This window comes from Sphingomonas sp. S6 (assembly GCF_043498045.1).
In the GTDB taxonomy this organism is placed as follows: Bacteria; Pseudomonadota; Alphaproteobacteria; order Sphingomonadales; family Sphingomonadaceae; genus Sphingomonas.
Genome location: NZ_JBIEOE010000001.1, coordinates 256,054 through 275,759, shown reverse-complemented (window position 1 = coordinate 275,759; position 19,706 = coordinate 256,054). Strand labels below are relative to the sequence as shown.

18 protein-coding genes are annotated in these 19,706 nt (G+C 66.8%); 9 read left to right on the top strand and 9 right to left on the bottom strand.

Annotated features, from left to right (window positions below):
- Positions 1–14 precede the first annotated feature (14 nt).
- Together ACGVWT_RS01310 and ACGVWT_RS01305 are read right to left on the bottom strand one after the other, a co-directional pair.
- Positions 15–1,178 (bottom strand): MFS transporter, encoded by a 1,164-nt coding sequence (locus ACGVWT_RS01310; RefSeq protein WP_315461370.1) that lies wholly within the window; start codon positions 1,176–1,178, stop codon positions 15–17.
- 13 nt (positions 1,179–1,191) lie between these two features.
- Positions 1,192–2,226, bottom strand: a complete 1,035-nt coding sequence (locus ACGVWT_RS01305) for an aldo/keto reductase (protein ID WP_315461371.1) — start codon at positions 2,224–2,226, stop codon at positions 1,192–1,194.
- A gap of 91 nt (positions 2,227–2,317) precedes the next feature.
- Between ACGVWT_RS01305 and ACGVWT_RS01300 the strand changes: the two genes are divergently transcribed.
- From ACGVWT_RS01300 to ACGVWT_RS01285, 4 genes are all read left to right on the top strand, one after another.
- The gene (locus ACGVWT_RS01300) at positions 2,318–3,235 is read left to right on the top strand and encodes a LysR family transcriptional regulator (RefSeq protein WP_315461372.1); all 918 of its coding nucleotides are present in this window, start codon (positions 2,318–2,320) and stop codon (positions 3,233–3,235) included.
- 83 nt (positions 3,236–3,318) lie between these two features.
- A complete protein-coding gene (locus tag ACGVWT_RS01295; protein ID WP_315461373.1) occupies positions 3,319–4,428 on the top strand; it encodes a beta-propeller fold lactonase family protein in 1,110 nt (369 codons plus the stop codon).
- A 53-nt stretch (positions 4,429–4,481) separates the two neighbouring features.
- On the top strand, positions 4,482–4,649 hold the full coding sequence (locus tag ACGVWT_RS01290) for a hypothetical protein (RefSeq protein WP_315461374.1): 168 nt from the start codon (positions 4,482–4,484) through the stop codon (positions 4,647–4,649).
- A gap of 51 nt (positions 4,650–4,700) precedes the next feature.
- Complete coding sequence (locus tag ACGVWT_RS01285) at positions 4,701–5,024, top strand: hypothetical protein (RefSeq protein ID WP_315461375.1); 324 nt, start codon at positions 4,701–4,703, stop codon at positions 5,022–5,024.
- Between the two features lie 15 nt (positions 5,025–5,039).
- Here the strand turns inward: ACGVWT_RS01285 and ACGVWT_RS01280 are convergent, their stop codons facing one another.
- The 5 genes from ACGVWT_RS01280 to ACGVWT_RS01260 form a co-directional block, all read right to left on the bottom strand.
- Positions 5,040–5,768 carry a GntR family transcriptional regulator gene (locus ACGVWT_RS01280; RefSeq protein WP_394425125.1) on the bottom strand — a complete coding sequence of 243 codons (729 nt, stop codon included), beginning with the start codon at positions 5,766–5,768 and terminating at the stop codon, positions 5,040–5,042.
- A 2-nt stretch (positions 5,769–5,770) separates the two neighbouring features.
- A complete protein-coding gene (locus ACGVWT_RS01275) occupies positions 5,771–6,664 on the bottom strand; it encodes an N-acetylmuramic acid 6-phosphate etherase (protein ID WP_315461401.1) in 894 nt (297 codons plus the stop codon).
- Positions 6,665–6,668: 4 nt separating this feature from the next.
- A complete protein-coding gene (locus tag ACGVWT_RS01270; protein WP_315461377.1) occupies positions 6,669–8,225 on the bottom strand; it encodes a sodium:solute symporter in 1,557 nt (518 codons plus the stop codon).
- A gap of 97 nt (positions 8,226–8,322) precedes the next feature.
- Complete coding sequence (locus tag ACGVWT_RS01265) at positions 8,323–11,058, bottom strand: TonB-dependent siderophore receptor (protein WP_315461378.1); 2,736 nt, start codon at positions 11,056–11,058, stop codon at positions 8,323–8,325.
- A 165-nt stretch (positions 11,059–11,223) separates the two neighbouring features.
- Positions 11,224–12,081 carry a protein phosphatase 2C domain-containing protein gene (locus ACGVWT_RS01260; protein WP_315461379.1) on the bottom strand — a complete coding sequence of 286 codons (858 nt, stop codon included), beginning with the start codon at positions 12,079–12,081 and terminating at the stop codon, positions 11,224–11,226.
- 279 nt (positions 12,082–12,360) lie between these two features.
- On the opposite strand from ACGVWT_RS01260, the gene dld reads away from it, so the two are divergent.
- Both dld and ACGVWT_RS01250 read left to right on the top strand, forming a co-directional pair.
- Positions 12,361–14,085: a D-lactate dehydrogenase gene (gene dld / locus ACGVWT_RS01255; protein ID WP_315461380.1), complete on the top strand. Its 1,725-nt coding sequence runs from the start codon at positions 12,361–12,363 to the stop codon at positions 14,083–14,085.
- 104 nt (positions 14,086–14,189) lie between these two features.
- The gene (locus tag ACGVWT_RS01250) at positions 14,190–15,422 is read left to right on the top strand and encodes an NAD(P)/FAD-dependent oxidoreductase (protein ID WP_315461381.1); all 1,233 of its coding nucleotides are present in this window, start codon (positions 14,190–14,192) and stop codon (positions 15,420–15,422) included.
- A 114-nt stretch (positions 15,423–15,536) separates the two neighbouring features.
- Here ACGVWT_RS01250 and ACGVWT_RS01245 read toward each other — a convergent pair whose 3' ends face one another.
- Together ACGVWT_RS01245 and secG are read right to left on the bottom strand one after the other, a co-directional pair.
- Positions 15,537–17,171, bottom strand: coding sequence for a CTP synthase (locus ACGVWT_RS01245; RefSeq protein ID WP_315461382.1), 1,635 nt, complete (start codon positions 17,169–17,171; stop codon positions 15,537–15,539).
- Between the two features lie 89 nt (positions 17,172–17,260).
- Complete coding sequence (gene secG, locus ACGVWT_RS01240) at positions 17,261–17,626, bottom strand: preprotein translocase subunit SecG (protein WP_315461383.1); 366 nt, start codon at positions 17,624–17,626, stop codon at positions 17,261–17,263.
- A 497-nt stretch (positions 17,627–18,123) separates the two neighbouring features.
- On the opposite strand from secG, the gene ACGVWT_RS01235 reads away from it, so the two are divergent.
- From ACGVWT_RS01235 to argC, 3 genes are read left to right on the top strand one after another with little or no spacing between them, the layout of a single operon-like run.
- Positions 18,124–18,444, top strand: a complete 321-nt coding sequence (locus tag ACGVWT_RS01235) for a MarR family transcriptional regulator (protein WP_043059634.1) — start codon at positions 18,124–18,126, stop codon at positions 18,442–18,444.
- A complete protein-coding gene (locus tag ACGVWT_RS01230; RefSeq protein WP_315461384.1) occupies positions 18,380–18,769 on the top strand; it encodes an SH3 domain-containing protein in 390 nt (129 codons plus the stop codon). The genes ACGVWT_RS01235 and ACGVWT_RS01230 overlap by 65 nt, the downstream gene beginning before the upstream one ends.
- The gene (argC, locus tag ACGVWT_RS01225; RefSeq protein ID WP_315461385.1) at positions 18,766–19,695 is read left to right on the top strand and encodes an N-acetyl-gamma-glutamyl-phosphate reductase; all 930 of its coding nucleotides are present in this window, start codon (positions 18,766–18,768) and stop codon (positions 19,693–19,695) included. The genes ACGVWT_RS01230 and argC overlap by 4 nt, the downstream gene beginning before the upstream one ends.
- Positions 19,696–19,706 lie beyond the last annotated feature (11 nt).

Sequence of the window (19,706 nt, the reverse complement as noted above, 5' to 3'; positions counted from 1 at the left end):
GGCAGGGCTGCGCGTCAGGCCGGACACACCCCGGCGTGCGGCCGACGGCGGAACGCCAGCAGCATCGCCAGCGCCATCGCCGCCATCGCCGCGCCCGCGAGCGATACCGCGGGTAGCCCCACCCCTGCCCCGATCACGCCGCCGCCCAGCGCAGCGCCGATCGCATTGCCGAGGTTGAACGCGCCGATGTTCATCGCGGAAGCGAGGTTCGGCGCGTCCGAGGCGGCGTCCATCACCCGCATCTGCAAGGGCGGTACGATTGCGAAGCTGGCGATGCCCCAGATCAGGATCGCGGCGGCAGCGGTTGCCGGCCATTGCATCAGCACGGTGAAGGCCAGCAGCGTGGCGGCCAGTGCCACCAGCATCATCGTCAGCGCCCGGTCCACCGAGCGGTCGGCAAGCCGCCCACCCCATGCGTTACCGATCGTCGCCCCCACGCCGAACAGCATCAGCATCGCGGTGACGTAGCCAGTGGAGCCGTGCGTCACGTCGCGCAGGATCGGCACGATATAGGTGAATACGGTGAACACGCCGCCAAAGCCGATCGTGGTCAGGGCCAGCGCCATCACCACCGGCCCGCGCGTCAGCACACGCAGTTCGGCGCGCATGTCGCCGCCCTCCGCAGCCGGCAGCGGCGGCAGCGCGAGGCGGAGCGACAGCATCGCGATCGCGCCGACGCCTGCGATCCCGGCAAAGGCGGTGCGCCAGCCGATCGCTTCGCTGACCCAGGTCGCCGCCGGCACGCCGCCGATGGTGGCGACGGTCAGCCCGGTGAACATCGCCGCCACCGCGCCCGCACGCTTGTCCGGCGGCACCAGGCTCGCTGCCACCACTGATCCGACGCCGAAGAATGCGCCATGGTTGAACGAGGTGACGACCCGCGCCGCCATCAGCATCCAATAGCCGCCAGCCATCGCCGACAGCGCATTGCCGAGCGTGAAGATGCCCATCAACGCGATCAGCAGCGTGCGCCGGTCAATCCGGCCGGTGGTGAGCGTCATCAGCGGCGCGCCGATTAGCACGCCCATCGCATAGGCGCTGACCAGCAGCCCGGCGGCGGGGATCGACACGTGCAGGTCGCCGGCGATCACCGGCAACATGCCCATCGGCGCGAACTCGGTCACGCCGATGCCGAAGGCACCGACCGCCAATGCGAGCAATCCGAGGTTGAACTTCATGATCGTGGCTCCCTCAAACCATCGGCGGCGCGAGGCGGGCGAAACCCTCCTGCTGCCGGTATGGCGTGTGTGGATAGGGCGGCAGCACGTCGCTCGCCGCATCCAGCGCGGCCACCTGCTCGGGCGTCAGCGCCCAGCCGACCGCGGCCAGATTGTCGCGCAACTGCGCCTCGTCGCGCGCGCCGATGATGACCGACGCCACGGTCGGCCGCCGCAGCAGCCAGTTGATCGCGACCTGGGGCACCGTTTTGCCCACCTCGGCCGCCACCGCCTCCAGCGCGTCGACGACGCGGTAGAGATGCTCGTCCTCGACCGGTGGCGCGAACTGGGCCGTCTCGTGGAGGCGACTGCCCGCCGGGATCGGCCGTCCCCGCCCGATCTTGCCGGTCAGCCGCCCCCAGCCGAGCGGGCTCCACACCAGCGCGCCGACGCCCTGATCCGCCGCCAGTGGCATGAGTTCCCATTCGTAGGCGCGGCCGATCAGCGAGTAATAGACCTGATGCGCGACTAGGCGCGGCCAGCCATGACGATCGGCCAGGCTTTGCGCCTTCATGATCTGCCAGCCGGGATAGTTGGAGACGCCGGCATAACGCACCTTGCCGTCCGCGATCAGCCGGTCGAGCGTGCCCATCACCTCCTCGGTCGGCGTTGACGCGTCGAAGGCGTGAAGCTGGAGCAGGTCGATCCGGTCAGTGCCGAGCCGCCGCAACGCCGCCTCGACCGCGCCGATCAGCCGCGCCCGCGACGCGCCCCAATCCTGCGGGCCGTCACCCATCGGGAGGCCGGTCTTGGTAGATATCAGGACGGCATCGCGCCGCCCCTTGATCGCCTCGCCCAGCACCTGTTCGGACGCGCCGTCCGAATAGACGTCGGCGGTGTCAAACAGCGTGACGCCGGCGTCGAGGCAGATGTCGACCAGCCGCCGCGCCTCGGCGGCGTCGCTTGTGCCCCAGGCGCTGAACAGCGGCCCTTTGCCGCCGAAGGTCCCCGCGCCGAACGACAAGGCCGGAACGCGCAGGCCGGATGATCCTAGTTGTCGATATTCCATGACACCTCCTTTGCGAATGTCATTCTCAGGCGCATAGATGGCCGTGGAAGAAGCGTGGCGGAACTGCCCGCCGGTGCAAAGGATCTATGCCTTGGATGCAAAGGTAACCGGCAACGACGATCGCGCCCGCTCGCTCGCCTTGTTCGCGAGCGTGGTGGAGCAAGGCAGCTTCTCCGCAGCCGGCCGGACGCTCGGGCTGACGCCGTCGGCGGTGGCGCGGGCGATCGACCGGATCGAGGTGCGGCTGGGCGTCCGGCTGCTGCTCCGCTCCACCCGCGCGCTGACGCTCACCGCCGAGGGGCAAGCCTATCTGCTCGCCGCCCGCCGCATCCTCGCCGATCTCGACGATGCCGAGCAGCAGATCGCCGACCAGGGCGCACCGCGTGGACGGCTGCGGATCAGTGCAGCGCTGGCGCATGGCCGGTTGTGCGTCGTGCCGCTGCTTGGCGACTTCGCGCGCGCCTATCCGCATATCCTGATCGATATCGCGTTGACCGACACGCTCGTCGATGTCGCCGCGGGTCAGGCTGATGTCGCGATCCGCTTCGGCCCGCTTGCCGACAGCGGACTCACCGCGCGGAAACTGTCCGAGGCGCGGCGGGTGATCGTGGCGTCGCCCGATTATCTGGCGCGCGCTGGCACGCCCCGGGTGCCGGAGGACCTGCACGCCCACAATTGCCTCAATTTCAACTTCCGCCGCGCCGAACCGATCTGGCCGTTCCGCCGCGACGGCCGGGATTTCGCACTGTCTGTTGACGGCGGCATCGTCGCCAACAATGGCGAGACGCTGGGCCAGCTCGCCGCCGCCGGGGTTGGCATCACCCGCGTCGGTCGCTTCAGCGTCGCGGCCGAGATCGCGGACGGGCGGCTCGTGCCGCTGCTGGAAGAGTACAATCCCGGGGACGTCGAGCTGATCCACGCGGTCTTCGTCGGCGGCACCGCCACGCCTGCGCGCGTGCGGGTGTTCGTCGACTTTCTCGTCGAGCGGCTTGCCAGCCGCTTCGAATAGCGGGCGCGACGCAGCCGAAGGGTATGGCCCGCCTCGAGCAGCCGGCCGTTGACGCGACACGCGTAGGCGGGTTCAAGCGGGGCATGACCGACACGCTTCTGTTCCGCCCATCCCGCCGTGCCTTCGTCGGCGGCGCGCTTGCGATGGGGTTGCTGCCGCGCAGCGGCATCGCGGTCCCCATCTCAGGGCTGTTCGCAGGCACCTACGCGCAAGAAGGCGGTGCAGGGCTTGTGTCGTTGGCGGCGGACCAGGGCGGCTGGACCGCCGGCGCCGCTCATCCCGCGATCCGCAACGCCTCCTTCGGCGTCGTGTCGCGACGTCACGGGCTGCGCTATCTGCTGGACGAGCAGCAAAAGGGCATGATGGGCGTCTATGACGCATCGCTGCGGCAGGTCGCCGTGTGGTCCACCATGGGCGCAGACCCATGCCACATCGCCCTGTCGCAGGACGGCAAGCTGCTGGCGGCGGCGAATTATTCGAGTGGCAGCGTCGCGCTATGGACGCTGAATCCGGCGACCGGGCTTCCGACGGACCGCCCGGCGATGGCGCAGCACCAGGGCAGCGGGCCAGATGCCAAGCGACAGGCCGATCCGCATGCGCATTGGGTGGGCTTCGATCGCACCGGCGACATCCTCCATTCGGTCGACCTTGGTGCCGACGCCGTCTTCTCGCATCATATCGATCGCGCGGCTGGCAGGATCGCGCAGACCAGCATCGCCTATCGTGCCGCCGCAGGATCGGGGCCGCGGCATCTGGCGCGACACCCTCGCCTGCCGATCGCCTATCTCGTCGCCGAGCTGGCCAACACGGTCACCGTATTGCGTGCCGAAACGGACGGCACCTTTGCCAAGCGAGCGGAGGTATCGACCCTGCCCGCCGGCTTCAACGGCGCGTCGTATGCGGCCCACATCGCGGTGAATGCAGCCGGAACGCGCCTTTACGTCTCCAACCGTGGCCACGACAGCATCGCGGTCTTCGCCATAGGCGCCGCCGGTGATCTTAGCCTGCTGCAGCTTGTCGGATGCGGGGGTCACTGGCCACGCTTCTTCCTGCTGCTGGAAGACCGGAACGCCATGCTCGTCGCCAATGAGCGATCGGGCGGCATCGCTCGCCTGCCGCTGGAGCGGGACGGTCGCCTGCGAGCCGCGGTCGGCACCACCCCAGTGCCGGGCGTCGTGTTTCTCACCGAATAAGATCGTCCGCTCTTGGGTGGAGACCTTCGGCGCCGACCGCGCGTTGATGCGATATGGCGCGCAAGCTGAAGGTATTCCGCACACCGATCGGGTTTCACGACGCCTATGTCGCGGCGCCGAGCCAGAAGGCCGCATTGCAGGCCTGGGGTACGGATACCGATCTGTTCGCCCGCGGCGTCGCAGAACAGGTGACGGACGCCGCGCTGATGGAAGAGCCGTGAGCGCACCCGGGCAAGGTGATCCGCAAGACGCGCGGCAGCGTGGACGACCATATGGCCGCCTTACCGGCCAACCCGAAGCGCAAGCCAGCGGATACTATGGATGTGCCCCCGGCCAAGCCCCGCCGCACGAAGCCCAAGCCCCGCCCGTCTCGCTCGAAGCTCGATCAGGCCGAACAGGCGATCGATGAGGCGGAGCAGCGATACGATGCGGCGCGGCGCGATCTCGCCGCGCGCGAGGCGGCGCTGCGCAAGGAACGGCAGGCGCTGGAGAACGACCGGGATCGCGAGCGCGACAGGCTGGAAACGGCGCGCGCAGACCAGGAACGACACTATCGCGAGGCCATGGCTGCGTGGCGTGATGGCGAGGGCGACTGACGGCCGCGGGACAGATCAAATGACGTTGAGATCCGTCACGAACTCGTAGCGATCCCCCCGATAGACCGAGCGGGTGAATTCGACGATGCGGCCATCGGGAATCCGCGTGCGGCGCTCGATCCGCAAGACCTCGGAATGCTGGCGGACGCTGAGAATACCCGCCTCGGTTTCGGTCGCGAGCGACGCGCGGATGCGCTGCGTGCCCGATGTCGGTCGAAAGCCATGGACGTCCAGCGCCTGATAGAGCGAATCGCCCAGCGCATCGAGATCAGGCATGAACGTCGCCGGGATCACCGCATGTTCGATCGCCAGCGGCTCATCGCCGGCCAGCCGTACGCGGCCCAGGCGTGCGACGCGGACATCCGGCGACACTTCCAGAACGGCGGCTTCCTCCTCGGTCGCCAGGGCATAGGATCTGTAGATCCAGACCACCCCCGGATCCTGTCCGCGCAAGCGCGTGTCGTCGCTGAAGCTGTTGAGCTTGGCGCCCGCCGCCTCGATCCGCCGCGCGACGAACGTGCCCGACCCATGTTTGCTGACCACCACGCCTTCGTCGATCAGCTGCTTGATGCCCTTGCGCACGGTGACGCGCGACAGGCCTGCCATTTCGCTGAGCTCGCGTTCGGAGGGCAGCGCGCTGCCGGGATCGATGCCGCCGCCGTCGATATGCTCGCGCAGCCGTTGGGCGAGTTGCATGTACAAGGGCGTCGCTTCGTCGCTGCGCGTCCAGGCGATATCGCGCACCGTTACGCCTCCCGCTTGCCGATGGCTTGCAGGACGTCGCGCAGGCTGCCGCGGTGGGCGTCGAGCAGCTGCGCCGCCGCCTCGACCGGAATCCCCATGGCGACGACGATGCCCAGCCGAATGTCGTTGTCCGCCAGCTCCAGCGAGCGCGCCGCGACCTCGGCATCCACGCCGGCGATATCCTGCACCATGCGGCGTGCCCGTACCAAGAGCTTCGCATTGGAGACGCGCATCGCCACCATGCGCCCGCGATAGACGAGGCCGAGCCGCAGCATCACCGCGGTCGACAGCAGGTTCAGGACCGCCTTTTGCGCGGTTCCCGCCTTCATCCGCGTCGATCCGGCCAAAACTTCGCTACCGGTGTCGGCGACGATCACGTGCTCGGCCCGCTCGGCCAGTGGCATGTCGGGGTTGTTGGTGATGCCGATCGTCAACGCGGCAAGTGCCCGCGCGCGTTCGATCACGGCGACGGTATAGGGCGTCCGCCCGCTGGCGGCGACGCCGATGACGACGTCGGATGCGGTGAGGCCGCAGGCGTCGATGTCGCGTCGCGCGGCCTCGACATCGTCCTCCGCCCCTTCTCGCGCTTCCGTCAGTGCACCCATGCCGCCCGCCATCAGGAAGACGAGGCGATCCATCGGCCAGCCGAAGGTCGGGTGAAGCTCGGTCCCGTCCTGAACCGCCAGCCGGCCCGATGTGCCCGCTCCGACGAAGATCAGCCGCCCGTCGTGCTCCAGCCGCGCCGCGGCCGCTTCCGCCGCCTCCGCGATCGCGGCGACCTGCGACTGGAGCGCCGCGATCGCCGCCATTTGCCCCTCCAGCATCGCCTCTACGGCGGACTGGGTCGGCCACAGGTCGAGTTCGAGGAACCGGGGATCGAGCGCTTCGGTGTTCATCATATCAACGACCTCGATGCGATGCCGGGCCGGCAGGCGCGGCGCAGACCAGGAAGGCGACGGCCGTTCCCAGACACAGCTGAAACGGAAAGGACAGACCGGTGAAGACCAGCGGCAGACCGATCGCCTTGGCGATAGCGGGTTGCAGCAACACGATCGTGACAAAGCCAATCAGCAGCGCGGCGATCGCCGATCCGGTCGTCCCGCGGGTGGTGAAAATCGCGGTGAAATAGACGCCAAGCAGCCCCGCATAGCTGAACACCATGACCTGCAACGCGAACTCGAGCAGGCCCATCGAACTATGCCGCTGCCAATAATAAGACACGACCGCCATCACGAACATCGCAAAGCCGATCACCCCCATGCCCGCGCGCCCGGCCTGGACGAAGTGATGTTCCTCCACCGGCCCGCGCCGGTCGCGCCAGGGACGATAGAAGTCCTGCACCAGCACCGACGACATGGCGTTGAGCGCGGAATTGGTCGTTGCGACCGCTGCGGCACAGATCCCGATCGTCACCAAACCGCGCAGGCCGCCGGGTAGCTCCGTCAGGATATAATGCATGAAGATGCTGATCTTCTCGCCGCCGAACTGGCTGGCCGCGACGGCACCGGTGCCGCCCATCAGGTCGGGGCGGTTGTAAAAAATATAGAGCAGCAGGCCGATGACGATGAACATGCCGACCGTCGGCACTGTCGCCAGGACGGACAGGTACAGGCTGCGCGCGCCCGTCTTGGCGTCCTTGCACGACAGCAGCCGCTGCGTGGTGTCCTGGTCCATGCCCGCATTCGCGATGTAGAGCAGCGCGATGCCGGTAACGATCGCCAGCATCGAAAACGGCCGGGATAGATCGAACGAGAAATCGAACAGCCGCAGCTTGTCGACTCCTTCCGGCGTGTGCGCCAGCGCATGCAGGATCTGGGCGTTGGACGCCGGGATCGACAGGCGCAGGAACACGATCACCGCCACCGCCGAGCCGATATACACGATGAACTGGATGAGGTCGTTCCACAGTACCGACTTCAGTCCGCCGACAAAGGTGAACGCAACGCTCGCGACGATCAGCGCGGCCGCCGCCATCATAATGCCCAGCGCCCCGACGCTCCCCGTGACGACCATCGCCAGAGCGATCGCGGCAAGATAGACCCGCGCCCCCCCGGCAAAGACCCGCCCGATCAGGAACATGCCGCCTGCCCAGCGCGTCGCCCGTTCGCTGAAACGCATCGTCAGCAATTCATAGGCGGTGGTGGCGCGGATCGCGTAGAAGCGCGGGATCAGCACATGGGCGACGAAGATCGCGCCGATCAGCGCACCGATATTGCCCGTCAGATAGGTCAGGTCGCCGCGATAGCCGTAATCCGGCCCGCCCAGGAACGTCGCGGCCGACTGGGTCGCCGACAGGACCGATAGCGCCGCTAGCCACGCAGGAACGTTGCCGCCGGCCAGGAAATAATCGTGGGCGGACTCGGTCTTGCGGGGCGTGAAAATCCATCCGCCCGCCACCAACAACAGCAGATAGGCCGCGATGACGAGCCAGTCGGCAACAAAAAAGGGCAACATCATCGAGCCATGCTCCGCTTACATTGGACCGGATGTCCGCGACCGATGAACGGCCCGCCCGCCCCTTCGATCGGGCGGGTGCGATCGCGACGCCGGGCGATCACAGATGCGCAGTCAGCGAAAAGCCGATCGTCCGCCCCAGAATGTCGTAGGTGTCGGGGAAGGTGTTGAAGACGCCACCGGACGACACGCGCGGCGGGTTGCGATCGAACAGATTGTAGACCCCGGCGCTCATCGTCACGGTATCGGTGAAGTCATAGGAGGCCGACAGGTCGAACGTGTCCTGTGCCTTGATCACCTCCGTCGATCCGACCGTGCTCGACCGAACCTTGCCGATGCGCTGCCAGTCGAACTGGATCACGCCCTTGTCGAGCAGCACGCCGATCCCGGCGGTGTGCCGATAGGCAGGCTGGACCAGCGTGGTCCCGTCGCTCGAGCAGGTGGCACCGAACGTGCCCTTGCACTGCACCGCCGACACGGTCGGGTTCGCCTGTATCAGATAGGAGGTGACGATATTGCCCTGGTAGCTGGCGCGCAGCCCCCTGCCCGGCAGCCAGTCCCCCCGCAGCGTATAGGCCGCCGAAATGTCGAAGCCGCGTTGCAGCAGCCGGCCGAGATTTTGGTTGTTGACGAAGGCGTCGGCGAAGCTGCCGTTCGGATTGCGCGTGACGAGCCCGCACAGCGGATTACCCGCGGTCGGATTGGTGATGTAGCAGCTGGTGATCGCCGCGATGGGCTGGATCACGCCCACCGCGCCGCGCAGGTCGAGATTGTAATAGTCGACCGTGACGGTCAACCCCGGGAGGAAGGTCGGCGTGAACACCGCGCCCGCGGTCGTCGTATAGCCCGTCTCCGGCTGGATCGCGGGGTTGCCGCCATAATAATAATTGCCGGTCAGATAGCTGGCGGCATTCGAATTGGTCGAGCCCACCGCCGGCGCGCCGAACCGCTTGCACTGCGCCGCATCGCCCGTGCCGATCACGCATGGGTCACCGCCGTAGCGCGGCTTCAGCCGATCGACGGTGACGAGGCTGCTGAACGGCAGCGACGAGGTGGTGGCGGCGAACTCGCCGAAATTCGGCGTGCGGAGCACGCGCTGATAGGTGCCGCGCAGCCGCAGATTGCGATCCACCTCCCAATTGCCTTCGACCTTCCACGTGCCGTGCGTGCCGAACAGATTATAGTCCGACAGACGATAGGCGCCGCCCACGGAGAGCTTGCGGATCAACGGCGTGTCGTGGATCAGCGGCACCAGCACTTCGCCGTACAGTTCGCGCACGTCGAACGCGCCGCTGTATGCCGCCTGCACGCCCTGGCGATAGGTGTTGCCGGTTAGCAGCGCGCTATCCTGCGTGATGCCCGCTGTTTCGCGGCGATACTCGACGCCGACGGCAAAGCCGATCGGTCCGGCGGGCAGCGCGAACAGGTCGGCAAGGCTGCCGCTGATCGTCGCGGCGGTGACGAACTGGTCGCGCTTGCGGTCGAAGCCATTGATCGGGCTGCCGAGCGCTGCGGCGAGGCCCGGCTGGCGCGGGCCGAAGATGTTCACTGTGTTGACGATCGAGGCGAAATTGTTCGCGCCCGCGGCATTGGTGACGAGCCCGTCGCCGGAGATCAGCGACGATTCGGTCGAGCGGCCATATTGCGCATAGACGTTCCACCGGATCGCATCGGTCAGCGGCCCGCGCAGGCCCGACTGGAACTGCAGCGTGTTGCGCTCGGTCGCATAGGTGATGAGGCCCAGCTCGGCGAGCGAGCGCGACACGTTCACCTGCGCAACACCATTGACGAAGGTCAGCTGGCTGCGAATCGCGTCGGTCAGGAACGGGTTGGTGGCGTTGATCCCGACGGTGCGGCTGACCGAGGCGGGCGCCGCGCCGGGCGTGCCCGTCTCTTCGGTGCGCGCGTTGGTGAACATGGCACGGCCGTACAGTTCGATCTGCGGCGAAATCGCATATTTGTAGAGCGCGGCGACATTGATCCGCTTCAGCGGCGAGATCAGCGGATAGCTGGCCGAGATGTTCGAGGTGGCGGATGGGCTGGTCGTGAACGTGCCATCGTCGGTGAAGCCGAAGCGCCGGCCGCTCGCGACGTCGGTGAAGACGCCACCGACGCTGGGGATGGTCTGATTGGGCGTCGCCGCCCAGTCGCGCTGTCCGGCGCGCACGCCATCGCGTTGCGTATAGTCCGCCGCGATCACCAGATTGCCGGCATCGCCGATCCCGGTGCCCATCATCAGCGAGGCGCCATATTGCGCGCCGCCATGGACCGACAAGCGGCTGGTCGCCGTTCCGCGGAGGCCCTTGTAATCGTCGTTGAGGATGAAGTTCACGACGCCCGCGACCGCATCCGCGCCATAGACCGCAGCGGCACCGCCGGTGAGCACGTCGACGCGTTTGATAAGCGAGGCGGGAATGGCGTTGACGTCGACCGAGTTGCGGAAGCTGAACGGTGCCGCACGCGTGCCGTCGATCAGCACCAGCGACCGGCTCTGGCCGAAGTTGCGCAGCTCCAGCACCTGCGCCCCGAACGCATCGCTCCCCTGCGAGCCCTGCCGCACGCCGCCCGACAGCTGCGGGATCTTGGTCGAGAAATCCTCGATCGTCAGCGCGGATTGCAGCTTGATCTGCTCCTCGCCGGTCGATGCGACGGGGCTGCTGCTGGTCAGGCCGGGTATTGCAATGCGCGTACCCGTCACCACGATGTCGTCGCCTGTGACAGGCGCGCCCGGGTCCGCCGTCGCGGGAGCGGTCTGCGCATGCGCCAAACCGGGCGCCTGCGCGAGGGCGATGGCCAGAGCCGCGACGGCTACGGTATGTCGGTACGACGTCACCATGATGGAGTCCCTCCCTTGAACCCGAACCCGGCGTAGCCGCCCGGTCACGACGTGACCCGACGAGACGCTGGCAAGGCGAGGATAATGCATACCTGTCTTATGCCTGTAAAGATGTGGTATGGCCTATTGGTATTATGACAGCGAACGGGGCTGCTTGCGCCAGCGTCAGTTCGGCATGTCCCAAGTGCAGACGATCAGGCTGGCGTCGTCGTGCCGCTTGACCCGCGTGTGACGGCGCAGGGAGTCTGGCTCGCGCTCGATGTCCCGCAATCGTGCCAGCCACGCCTGCGCGTCTTCCGGCGTACCGATCGCCAGCAGGTCTGCGGGCGTCGCGATGCCGAACAGTTCGACGAGGCGCAGGAAGCCGTCGCTGGCGATCGCGAAGCGCTGCCCGGGCTGCAAGGGAAGCCTTGCCTGCCAGACATGGTCCGCCGCCGTGGCCTCTGGCCCGATGACCCAATAACCGCCTTCGCAATTCTTCAGGCAGCGATTGGCGCGCAATCCGGGCAGGAGTCGCAACTTTAGAGCATCCGGGTCGATCGTCGGCTCCGCGTCATGGATCGCCTTCACTGCCGCCAATGTCCGCGCCTCGACGACATCGAGGTCGGAGGCGCCATACAATCGCGCCTCGCCTGTCTCATCGACCGCCGCCACGCGGCAATCGGCGAAGCTGGTGATTTCGACGGCGTCGTCGATGATGCGAACCATGGCGAAGGCGGCTGAGGGGAGATCGCAGGGATCGACATCGGCGCGCAATTGAACCCGCGCCTGCGCTTCGGCACACCCCGTCATGACGATGCGCAGCAGTTCGATCGTCGGACGGTCCGGATCTTCGACAAATGCTTCGGCGAGCAGCCGATTGGCGGTCCGCGCCAGCCAGGCCGCATCGCTCGGCGCGTCCAATATCGATGGGCCGATACCGGTGGCGCCATCGATCACCCAGGCGGCGTTGCCATGATGGCCGATCGCGTCCTCGTTCACATGGCCCTGCCCGTCGGACAGTGCGACGTCGATCCTTAGCATGACATGCTCCCAATCGTGCGTGTGGGAGGCTACCAACCTCACAGCCGGGGCGCAAACCAATATGATGCCACTTGCACGCCCTATCGGACTGGTATCTAGTGGATGGTGGCAGTTATGCCCTAACGCGCTCACGTGCGTTGACACCATTGGTCGAGTGACAGCGCTGGCAAAATGGCGCCATCGCGCATGCGACAGCGCACGAGATCATCGGCCGGCTGGACGGAGGGAATGTGATGACCGACCAAGAGGCGCAGACGCAATGACCCCGGTGCCACGGCCGTGACCGGCACCACGACGCTGCTGGCAACGCTGCGTGCCATCGTGGGCAGGCGCCATCTTCTCACCAGCCCGCGCGCCACGGCGCGGTTCCGCAAGGGGTACAGGACCGGCGACGGACCGGCGATTGCGGTCGTACAGCCGGCAAGTTTGGTCGAGCTGTGGCGCGTCGCGCAGGCCTGCGTCGCCGCAGATGTCTCGATCATCATGCAGGCGTCGAATACCGGGTTGACCGGCGGCTCGACACCCGATGGCGACGATTATCCGGGCGGCCTCGTCATCATCAGCACCACCCGGCTATCCCGGCTGCGCGTGATCCGGGGTGGCGAGCAGGTGGTGTGCCTGCCGGGTACGACGTTGCACGACCTTGAACAGACGCTGCGACCCTATGGGCGGGAACCGCATTCGGTGATCGGATCGTCCTGCTTCGGCGCGTCGGTCGTCGGCGGCGTCTGCAACAATTCGGGGGGATCGCTGATCCGGCGCGGCCCCGCCTATACGCAGCTCGCCCTGTTCGCCGCCGTGCAACCGGACGGCGGCCTGACGCTGGTCAATCATCTGGGCATCTCACTGGGCGACGACCCGGACACGATCCTGTCGCGGCTCGATGCCGGCGATTTCACCGAGGCGGACGTGGAGGCCACTACCGACCGCTGGGCGCACGATCACAGCTATGCCGACCATGTCCGGGCGATCGACAGCGACATGCCCGCCCGTTTCAACGCCGACCCGCGGTGCCTGTTCGAAGCGTCCGGCAGCGCGGGAAAACTGATCGTATTCGCGGCACGCCTCGACACCTTTGCGCGCGAAGAGGACAGCGCGACCTTCTATATCGGCACCAACGATCCCGATCGGCTGACCGACCTGCGCCGCACGATGTTGCGCCATTTCGACCGCTTGCCGATCGCGGGCGAATATATCCACCGGACCGCCTTCGACGTCGCAGATCGCTATGGGCGCGACACGTTTCTCGCCATCGAGCGACTCGGCACGCATCGGCTCCCTGCCCTCTTTGCCGCCAAGGCCCGGTTCGATGCGGCCGCGGATCGCGTGTCGAAGGGGTTGGGCGACCGCCTGATGCAATGGTCGTCGCGGATCATGCCCGATCATCTGCCCGGCTGGATGCGCGCCTATCGCGATCGCTTTGCGCATCACCTGATCCTGAAGGTGTCGGCCGATCAGCGCGCCGAGACCCGAGCGTTGTTGGCACGGCTGTTCCCCGACGATGCCGTCGGCGACCATAGGGAATGCAGCGCGGCGGACAGCGCCAAGGCCTTTCTCCACCGGTTCGTGGTAGCGGGAGCGGCCGTCCGATATCGGGCGGTGCATGCCGGCGAGGTCGCGGACATCGTCGCGCTCGACGTCGCACTGCCGCGCAATGCGCAGGCCTGGGTCGAGGACCTGCCGTCAGGGCTGGGTGACCAGGTGATCCACGCGCTCTATTATGGCCATTTCTTCTGCCACGTCTTCCATCAGGATTATATCGTCCGAAGTGGCAATGATCCCCTCGCCTTCGAACACGCGCTCTGGGCGCTGCTCGACGCGCGCGGAGCCCAATATCCGGCCGAGCATAATGTCGGCCACCTCTATGTCGCGCCACCTCAACTGGCGGATTTCTATCGCAATATAGACCCCCGGAATCAGCTCAATCCGGGGATCGGCCAGACTCCCCGCGCGCGTCACTGGGCCGGCAGTGACAGCAGTGATCACAAACGCGCCAACCTATAGGATCGATTTGGACAGGTCATGACAGCCCGTCGCTTTTCTGGCACCCCGCCTTATGGTCCGTTGGACCATAAGCACGTGTTCGGATTGGGCGAGGGACTTCGGGAATGAGCGACAGGTTCGACATTGTGATCGTCGGGGCGGGTCATGCCGGCGCGCAGGCCGCCATCGCGCTACGCCAGCGCGGCTTTGCGGGGACGATCGCGATCATCGGTGACGAGCCTGAGCTACCCTACGAACGCCCCCCGCTCAGCAAGGATTATCTGGCGCGCGACAAATCGTTCGATCGCCTGCTGCTGCGTCCCGAAAACTTCTGGCGCGAACGCGAGGTGACGATGCTGCTGGGAGTGCGCGTCACCGCGATCGATCCGGATCGCCATGTCGTCGCGCGCGCGGGCGGCGATGATATTGGGTATGGCACGCTGATCTGGGCGACCGGGGGCGCGCCACGCCGGCTGACCTGCCCGGGCCACGACCTCGCCCGCGTCCATGCCGTGCGCACCCGCGCCGATGTCGACCGCATGATGGCGGAGCTGGACGACACCACGCGCGTCGTCGTGATCGGTGGCGGCTATATCGGCCTGGAGGCCGCCGCGGTGCTGTCGAAGCTCGGCAAGTCGGTCACCCTGATCGAAGCGCTCGACCGGGTGTTGGCGCGCGTCGCGGGCGAAGCGGTGTCGCGTTTCTTCGAATCCGAGCATCGCGCGCATGGCGTCGATATTCGCCTGGGCTGTGCGGTGGAGTGTATTGAGGGCACGGACGGCGCGGCCTCCGGCGTGCGACTGGCGGACGGCGAGCTGGTGGCGTGCGACATGGTGATCGTCGGCATAGGCATCATCCCCGCCGTCGCGCCGCTCCAGGCGGCCGGCGCGGCGTGCGGCAATGGCGTGATCGTCGATGCCATGTGCCGCACCACTTTGCCCGACGTCTATGCGATCGGCGATTGTGCCGCCCACCCCAACCCCTATGCGGACGGCGCCGTCATCCGACTGGAATCGGTGCAGAACGCCAACGATCAGGCCACCACCGTCGCCCGTGCAATCCATGACGCGGCCGAACCCTATGACGCCGTCCCGTGGTTCTGGTCGAACCAATATGACCTGAAGTTGCAGACCGTCGGCCTGTCGACCGGCCACGACCAGGTGGTGGTACGCGGCGATCCCGCTTCACGCAGCTTCAGCGCCATCTATCTGAAGGACGGGCAGGTGATCGCGATCGACGCGATCAACAGCGTGAAGGATTACGTGCAGGGCCGCGCGCTGGTGGTCGCCCGCACCGCCGCTGATGCCGCGTCGCTGGCGCAAACCGACATACCGCTGAAGACGCTGCTGACGGCCTGAGCGGTCGCCTTCGAAGCCAGCGCTACAGCCGAATAGCGCGCCGCCGCTGGCGGTGGGCCCGGCATCTCGAAACGTTAAACCCTCCCCCGAGCTACGCTGGGGGAGGGCTAAACATCACACCAATCGGCTCTGCTTCACCGCGGCGGCGATGAAGCTGGCGAATAGCGGGTGCGGGTCGAAGGGCTTGCTCTTCAATTCCGGATGGAACTGCACGCCGACGAACCAGGGGTGGTCGGGACGCTCGACGATTTCCGGCAGCGTGCCGTCGGGCGACATGCCGCTGAACACCAGGCCGCCCTTTTCCAGCGCGTCCTTATAGTGCGTGTTCACCTCGTAGCGGTGACGATGGCGCTCCTGAATGGTCGTGCCGCCGTAGATCGACGCGACGACGCTGTTGCCGTCGAGCGAGGCTTCATAGGCGCCGAGCCGCATCGTGCCGCCCATGTCGCCCGACGCCTCGCGCTGTTCCAGCCCGTCCCGCCCCATCCATTCGGTGATCAGGCCGACCACCGGCTCGGCCGTCGGACCGAATTCGGTCGACGACGCATTGGCGATGCCGGCGGTATCGCGCGCGCCTTCGACGCAGGCCATCTGCATGCCGAAGCAGATGCCGAAATAGGGGATTTCGCGCTCGCGGGCGAACTTGACCGACTTGATCTTGCCCTCCGCGCCGCGCTCGCCGAACGCACCGGGGACGAGGATCGCGTCGCACGGTTCGAGCTGGCTGACGATCTCGCTGTCGTCATTCTCGAACAGTTCGGCGTCGATCCAGCGGACGTTGACCTTCACGCGGTTGGCGATGCCGCCATGGACCAGCGCTTCGTTCAGCGACTTATACGCGTCCTGCAGGCCGACATACTTGCCGACCACACCAACCGTCACCTCGCCCTCCGGGTTGGTCAGGCGATCCATGATGTCGCTCCAGCGCGACAGATCGGGTGCGGACGAAGGCGTGATGCCGAAAGCGCGCAGCACCTCCGCATCCAGCCCCTCGCCGTGATACTGCATCGGCACCGCGTAGATGCTCTTGGCGTCGAGCGCGGGGATGACCGCGGTTTCGGGGACGTTGCAGAACAAAGCGATCTTGGCGCGTTCCGACGGCGGCAGCGGCTGTTCGCAGCGGCACACCAAGACGTCGGGCTGCACGCCGAGGGCAGCCAGTTCGCGCACCGAATGCTGGGTCGGCTTGGTCTTCAGCTCGCCCGCGGCGGCGATATAGGGCACCAGCGTCACGTGGATGCTGATCGCGTTGCTGCGACCCTCTTCGTTGCGCAGTTGGCGGATCGCCTCGATGAACGGCAGTGATTCGATATCGCCTACCGTGCCGCCGATCTCGCACAGCACGAAGTCGAGGTCGTCCGTCTCCGCCCGCGCGAACGCCTTGATCGCGTCGGTGACGTGCGGGATCACCTGCACCGTCGCGCCCAGATAGTCGCCGCGACGCTCGCGCTCGATGATCGTCTTGTAGATGCGGCCGGAGGTGACGTTGTCCGACTGACGGCTCGCCACCCCGGTGAAGCGTTCGTAGTGGCCGAGGTCGAGGTCCGTCTCCGCGCCGTCGTCGGTCACATAGACCTCGCCGTGCTGATACGGGCTCATCGTGCCCGGATCGACGTTGAGATAGGGATCGAACTTCCGGATCCGGACGCGATAGCCGCGTGCCTGAAGCAGAGCTGCGAGAGAGGCCGCCATGAGGCCTTTGCCGAGCGACGAAACCACGCCGCCGGTGATGAAGATGTACCGCGCCATGGGAGGAATCGCCTAGCTTGGATGGGGGGCAAACGACAAGAGCGCGCGGGGGTCTCCCGCGCGCGATTTACGACGAAACGTTGTGCGACTTAACGCTGCAGCGGCACCGCGCCGTTATCGGCAGGCGCATTCGGCACCGCGTCCTGTGTCGGGGCGAGCGGCTGGGCCGCCGGAGCCGGCGCCGGCGCCGCGGGAAGCGGACGCGCGAGCGAGGTGTCGATCGTCTGCGTCTGGCGGTGCGCCGCGATGAAGGCGAGCGCGATCGACATGCAGACGAACACCGTCGCGAGGATCGAGGTCATGCGGGTCAGGAAATCCGCCGCGCCGCGCGCCGACATCAGGCCCGACGGGCTGCCGCCCATGCCGAGGCCGCCGCCTTCCGACTTCTGCATCAGGATCACCGTCACGAGCGCGGCGGCGATGATGGCATGAACGACGAGGAGGAAGGTGAACATCGACGACCTTGGGAAAAACGGATGAAGGCGCGCACATAGGCGAGGCGCGCCGAACGATCAACCGGCGTGGGAATTGGGTCTGCCACCCCGTACTCCGGGCATGTTCCTAAGTCTGCTGAGCGGCTTGGCGATTGGCAGTGGGCTCGCAGACCGCCCCTGCACCACAATGTACCCCGGAACGAGCCCGGGGTGACGGGGTGTTCGCAGTGGACGGCATCTCCCCCACCGTCATCCCCGCGTAGGCGGGGATCCAGACGCGCTGCCGTTCCGACTCGATAAATAGCGGTAGCGGTTATGGATTCCCGCCTTCGCGGGAATGACGGGCGAGGTGGCGGGACCGCCGACACGCCAAGCCCCGTCCCGATTATTCCGCCTGCCGTTCATTTCCCGGAAACCACCACCGCACCGCGGCGTTATGACCCCGAAACAAAGCCCGAAAATGGCGCAGAAACGGATATTTGCACGTGGGAACAGCCGCGCAATCACTCGCGACGTGGATGAGCGCCCTGGTGGATTACGTGCGGTCGGGCGAGCCCGATCTCACCAACCGGCAGATGGCGTTGCTCCTCCTCGTTTACCTCAATCCCGGCCCGCATACGGTGCGCGGCCTGGCCCGGGCGCTCAACGTGTCGAAGCCCGTCGTCACGCGCGCCTTGAATCGGCTGGGCGCCCTCGGCTATCTGCGCCGTCAGCGTGACGACAGCGATAAGCGCAATATCTTCGTCGCGCGTACTTCCGAAGGGGCAGAGTTTCTTGAAGAGTTCGGGCAATTCCTCGGCGACGGCGAATCACACGCACGCCAACCGGCCCTCGCGTAAAGCCTTTGCGCTGACCGGCCCTTCGGTCGATCTCGATCCGCGCACCCACGCCGTTCGCGGCGATCTGGCCGACGTCCGCCTCGCCGAGCAGGTCTTCGCGCCCCATTACGCCGCCCCCATGGTCACCGTCGTGTCACGCGCGATCGGGCTGTTCGGCGATCGCAATCTCAGCGAGCAGGTCGCCGATCTCACCGTCGGCGACGCGTTCGACGTGCTGGAACTCGCCGGCAACCACGCCTGGGGCCGCGCCACAGCTCAGAACCTGGTCGGCTATGTCGACCGCACCGCACTGGATATCGCCGTGCCGCAGGATGACGCGGCATGAGCGTCTCGGTCTTCATCGACGGTGCGGTCGGCACCACCGGCATCGACATCCGCGATCGGCTGAGCGGCCGCAGCGATCTCACCATCGTGACGCTGGACGAGGCGCGCCGCAAGGACGCCTCCGCGCGGGCCGAGGCGCTGAACGACTCCGATTTTGCGATCCTCTGCCTGCCCGATGAGGCTGCGAAGGAAGCAGCGGCGCTGGTCCGCGACGGTGGCGCGCGGATCATCGATGCCTCGTCCGCACATCGGGTCGCGGCGGGCTGGACCTATGGCTTCCCCGAACTCGACGCGGGCCAGTCGGAACGGATCGCGCAGTCTCCGCGCGTCTCCAACCCCGGCTGCTACCCCACCGCCTTTCTCGCACTCGTGGCCCCGCTTATCCGCGCTGGCCTTATCCCTGCCGACTGGCCGCTGACCTATAACGCCACCTCGGGTTATTCGGGCGGCGGCAAGGCGATGATCGCCGAGTTCGAGGAGGGCGGCACCGACACCGCCTTTCGCGTCTATGCGCTCTCCCTCGCGCACAAGCATCTGCCCGAAATGAAGATGCACGCCGGCCTCGCCCATGCGCCGATCTTTGCGCCGTCCGTCACGCGGCTCAACCGCGGCATGCTGTCCGAAGTGCCGCTACCGCTCGCGCAATTGCCCGGCAGCCCCAGCATCGCGCAGATCGAGGATACGCTGGCTGCGACCTATGCCGACACCGCACTGATTTCGGTCGCGCCGGGCGACGTCACCGCGATCGCCATCGAGGAAAATGCGGGCACCGACCGCATGACGCTGCGCGTCTGCGGCAATCCCGGCACCGGCCACGTCCGCCTGATCGCGACGCTCGACAACCTCGGCAAGGGCGCGGGCGGCGCGGCGGTGCAGAATCTCAACATCATGGCCGGGCTCGATCCGCTCGCCGGCCTCATCCTGTAACGTAAAGGATC

Coding starts and splice junctions, on each gene's coding strand:
- ACGVWT_RS01235 (WP_043059634.1), top strand. CDS start 18,124: ATGAGCGCCCTGGTGGATTACGTGCGGTCGGGCGAGCCCGATCTCACC.
- ACGVWT_RS01295 (WP_315461373.1), top strand. CDS start 3,319: ATGACCGACACGCTTCTGTTCCGCCCATCCCGCCGTGCCTTCGTCGGC.
- ACGVWT_RS01270 (WP_315461377.1), bottom strand. CDS start 8,225: ATGATGTTGCCCTTTTTTGTTGCCGACTGGCTCGTCATCGCGGCCTAT.
- ACGVWT_RS01245 (WP_315461382.1), bottom strand. CDS start 17,171: ATGGCGCGGTACATCTTCATCACCGGCGGCGTGGTTTCGTCGCTCGGC.
- ACGVWT_RS01290 (WP_315461374.1), top strand. CDS start 4,482: ATGGCGCGCAAGCTGAAGGTATTCCGCACACCGATCGGGTTTCACGAC.
- ACGVWT_RS01285 (WP_315461375.1), top strand. CDS start 4,701: ATGGCCGCCTTACCGGCCAACCCGAAGCGCAAGCCAGCGGATACTATG.
- argC (WP_315461385.1), top strand. CDS start 18,766: ATGAGCGTCTCGGTCTTCATCGACGGTGCGGTCGGCACCACCGGCATC.
- ACGVWT_RS01310 (WP_315461370.1), bottom strand. CDS start 1,178: ATGAAGTTCAACCTCGGATTGCTCGCATTGGCGGTCGGTGCCTTCGGC.
- ACGVWT_RS01305 (WP_315461371.1), bottom strand. CDS start 2,226: ATGGAATATCGACAACTAGGATCATCCGGCCTGCGCGTTCCGGCCTTG.
- ACGVWT_RS01260 (WP_315461379.1), bottom strand. CDS start 12,081: ATGCTAAGGATCGACGTCGCACTGTCCGACGGGCAGGGCCATGTGAAC.
- ACGVWT_RS01265 (WP_315461378.1), bottom strand. CDS start 11,058: ATGGTGACGTCGTACCGACATACCGTAGCCGTCGCGGCTCTGGCCATC.
- secG (WP_315461383.1), bottom strand. CDS start 17,626: ATGTTCACCTTCCTCCTCGTCGTTCATGCCATCATCGCCGCCGCGCTC.
- ACGVWT_RS01250 (WP_315461381.1), top strand. CDS start 14,190: ATGAGCGACAGGTTCGACATTGTGATCGTCGGGGCGGGTCATGCCGGC.
- ACGVWT_RS01275 (WP_315461401.1), bottom strand. CDS start 6,664: ATGAACACCGAAGCGCTCGATCCCCGGTTCCTCGAACTCGACCTGTGG.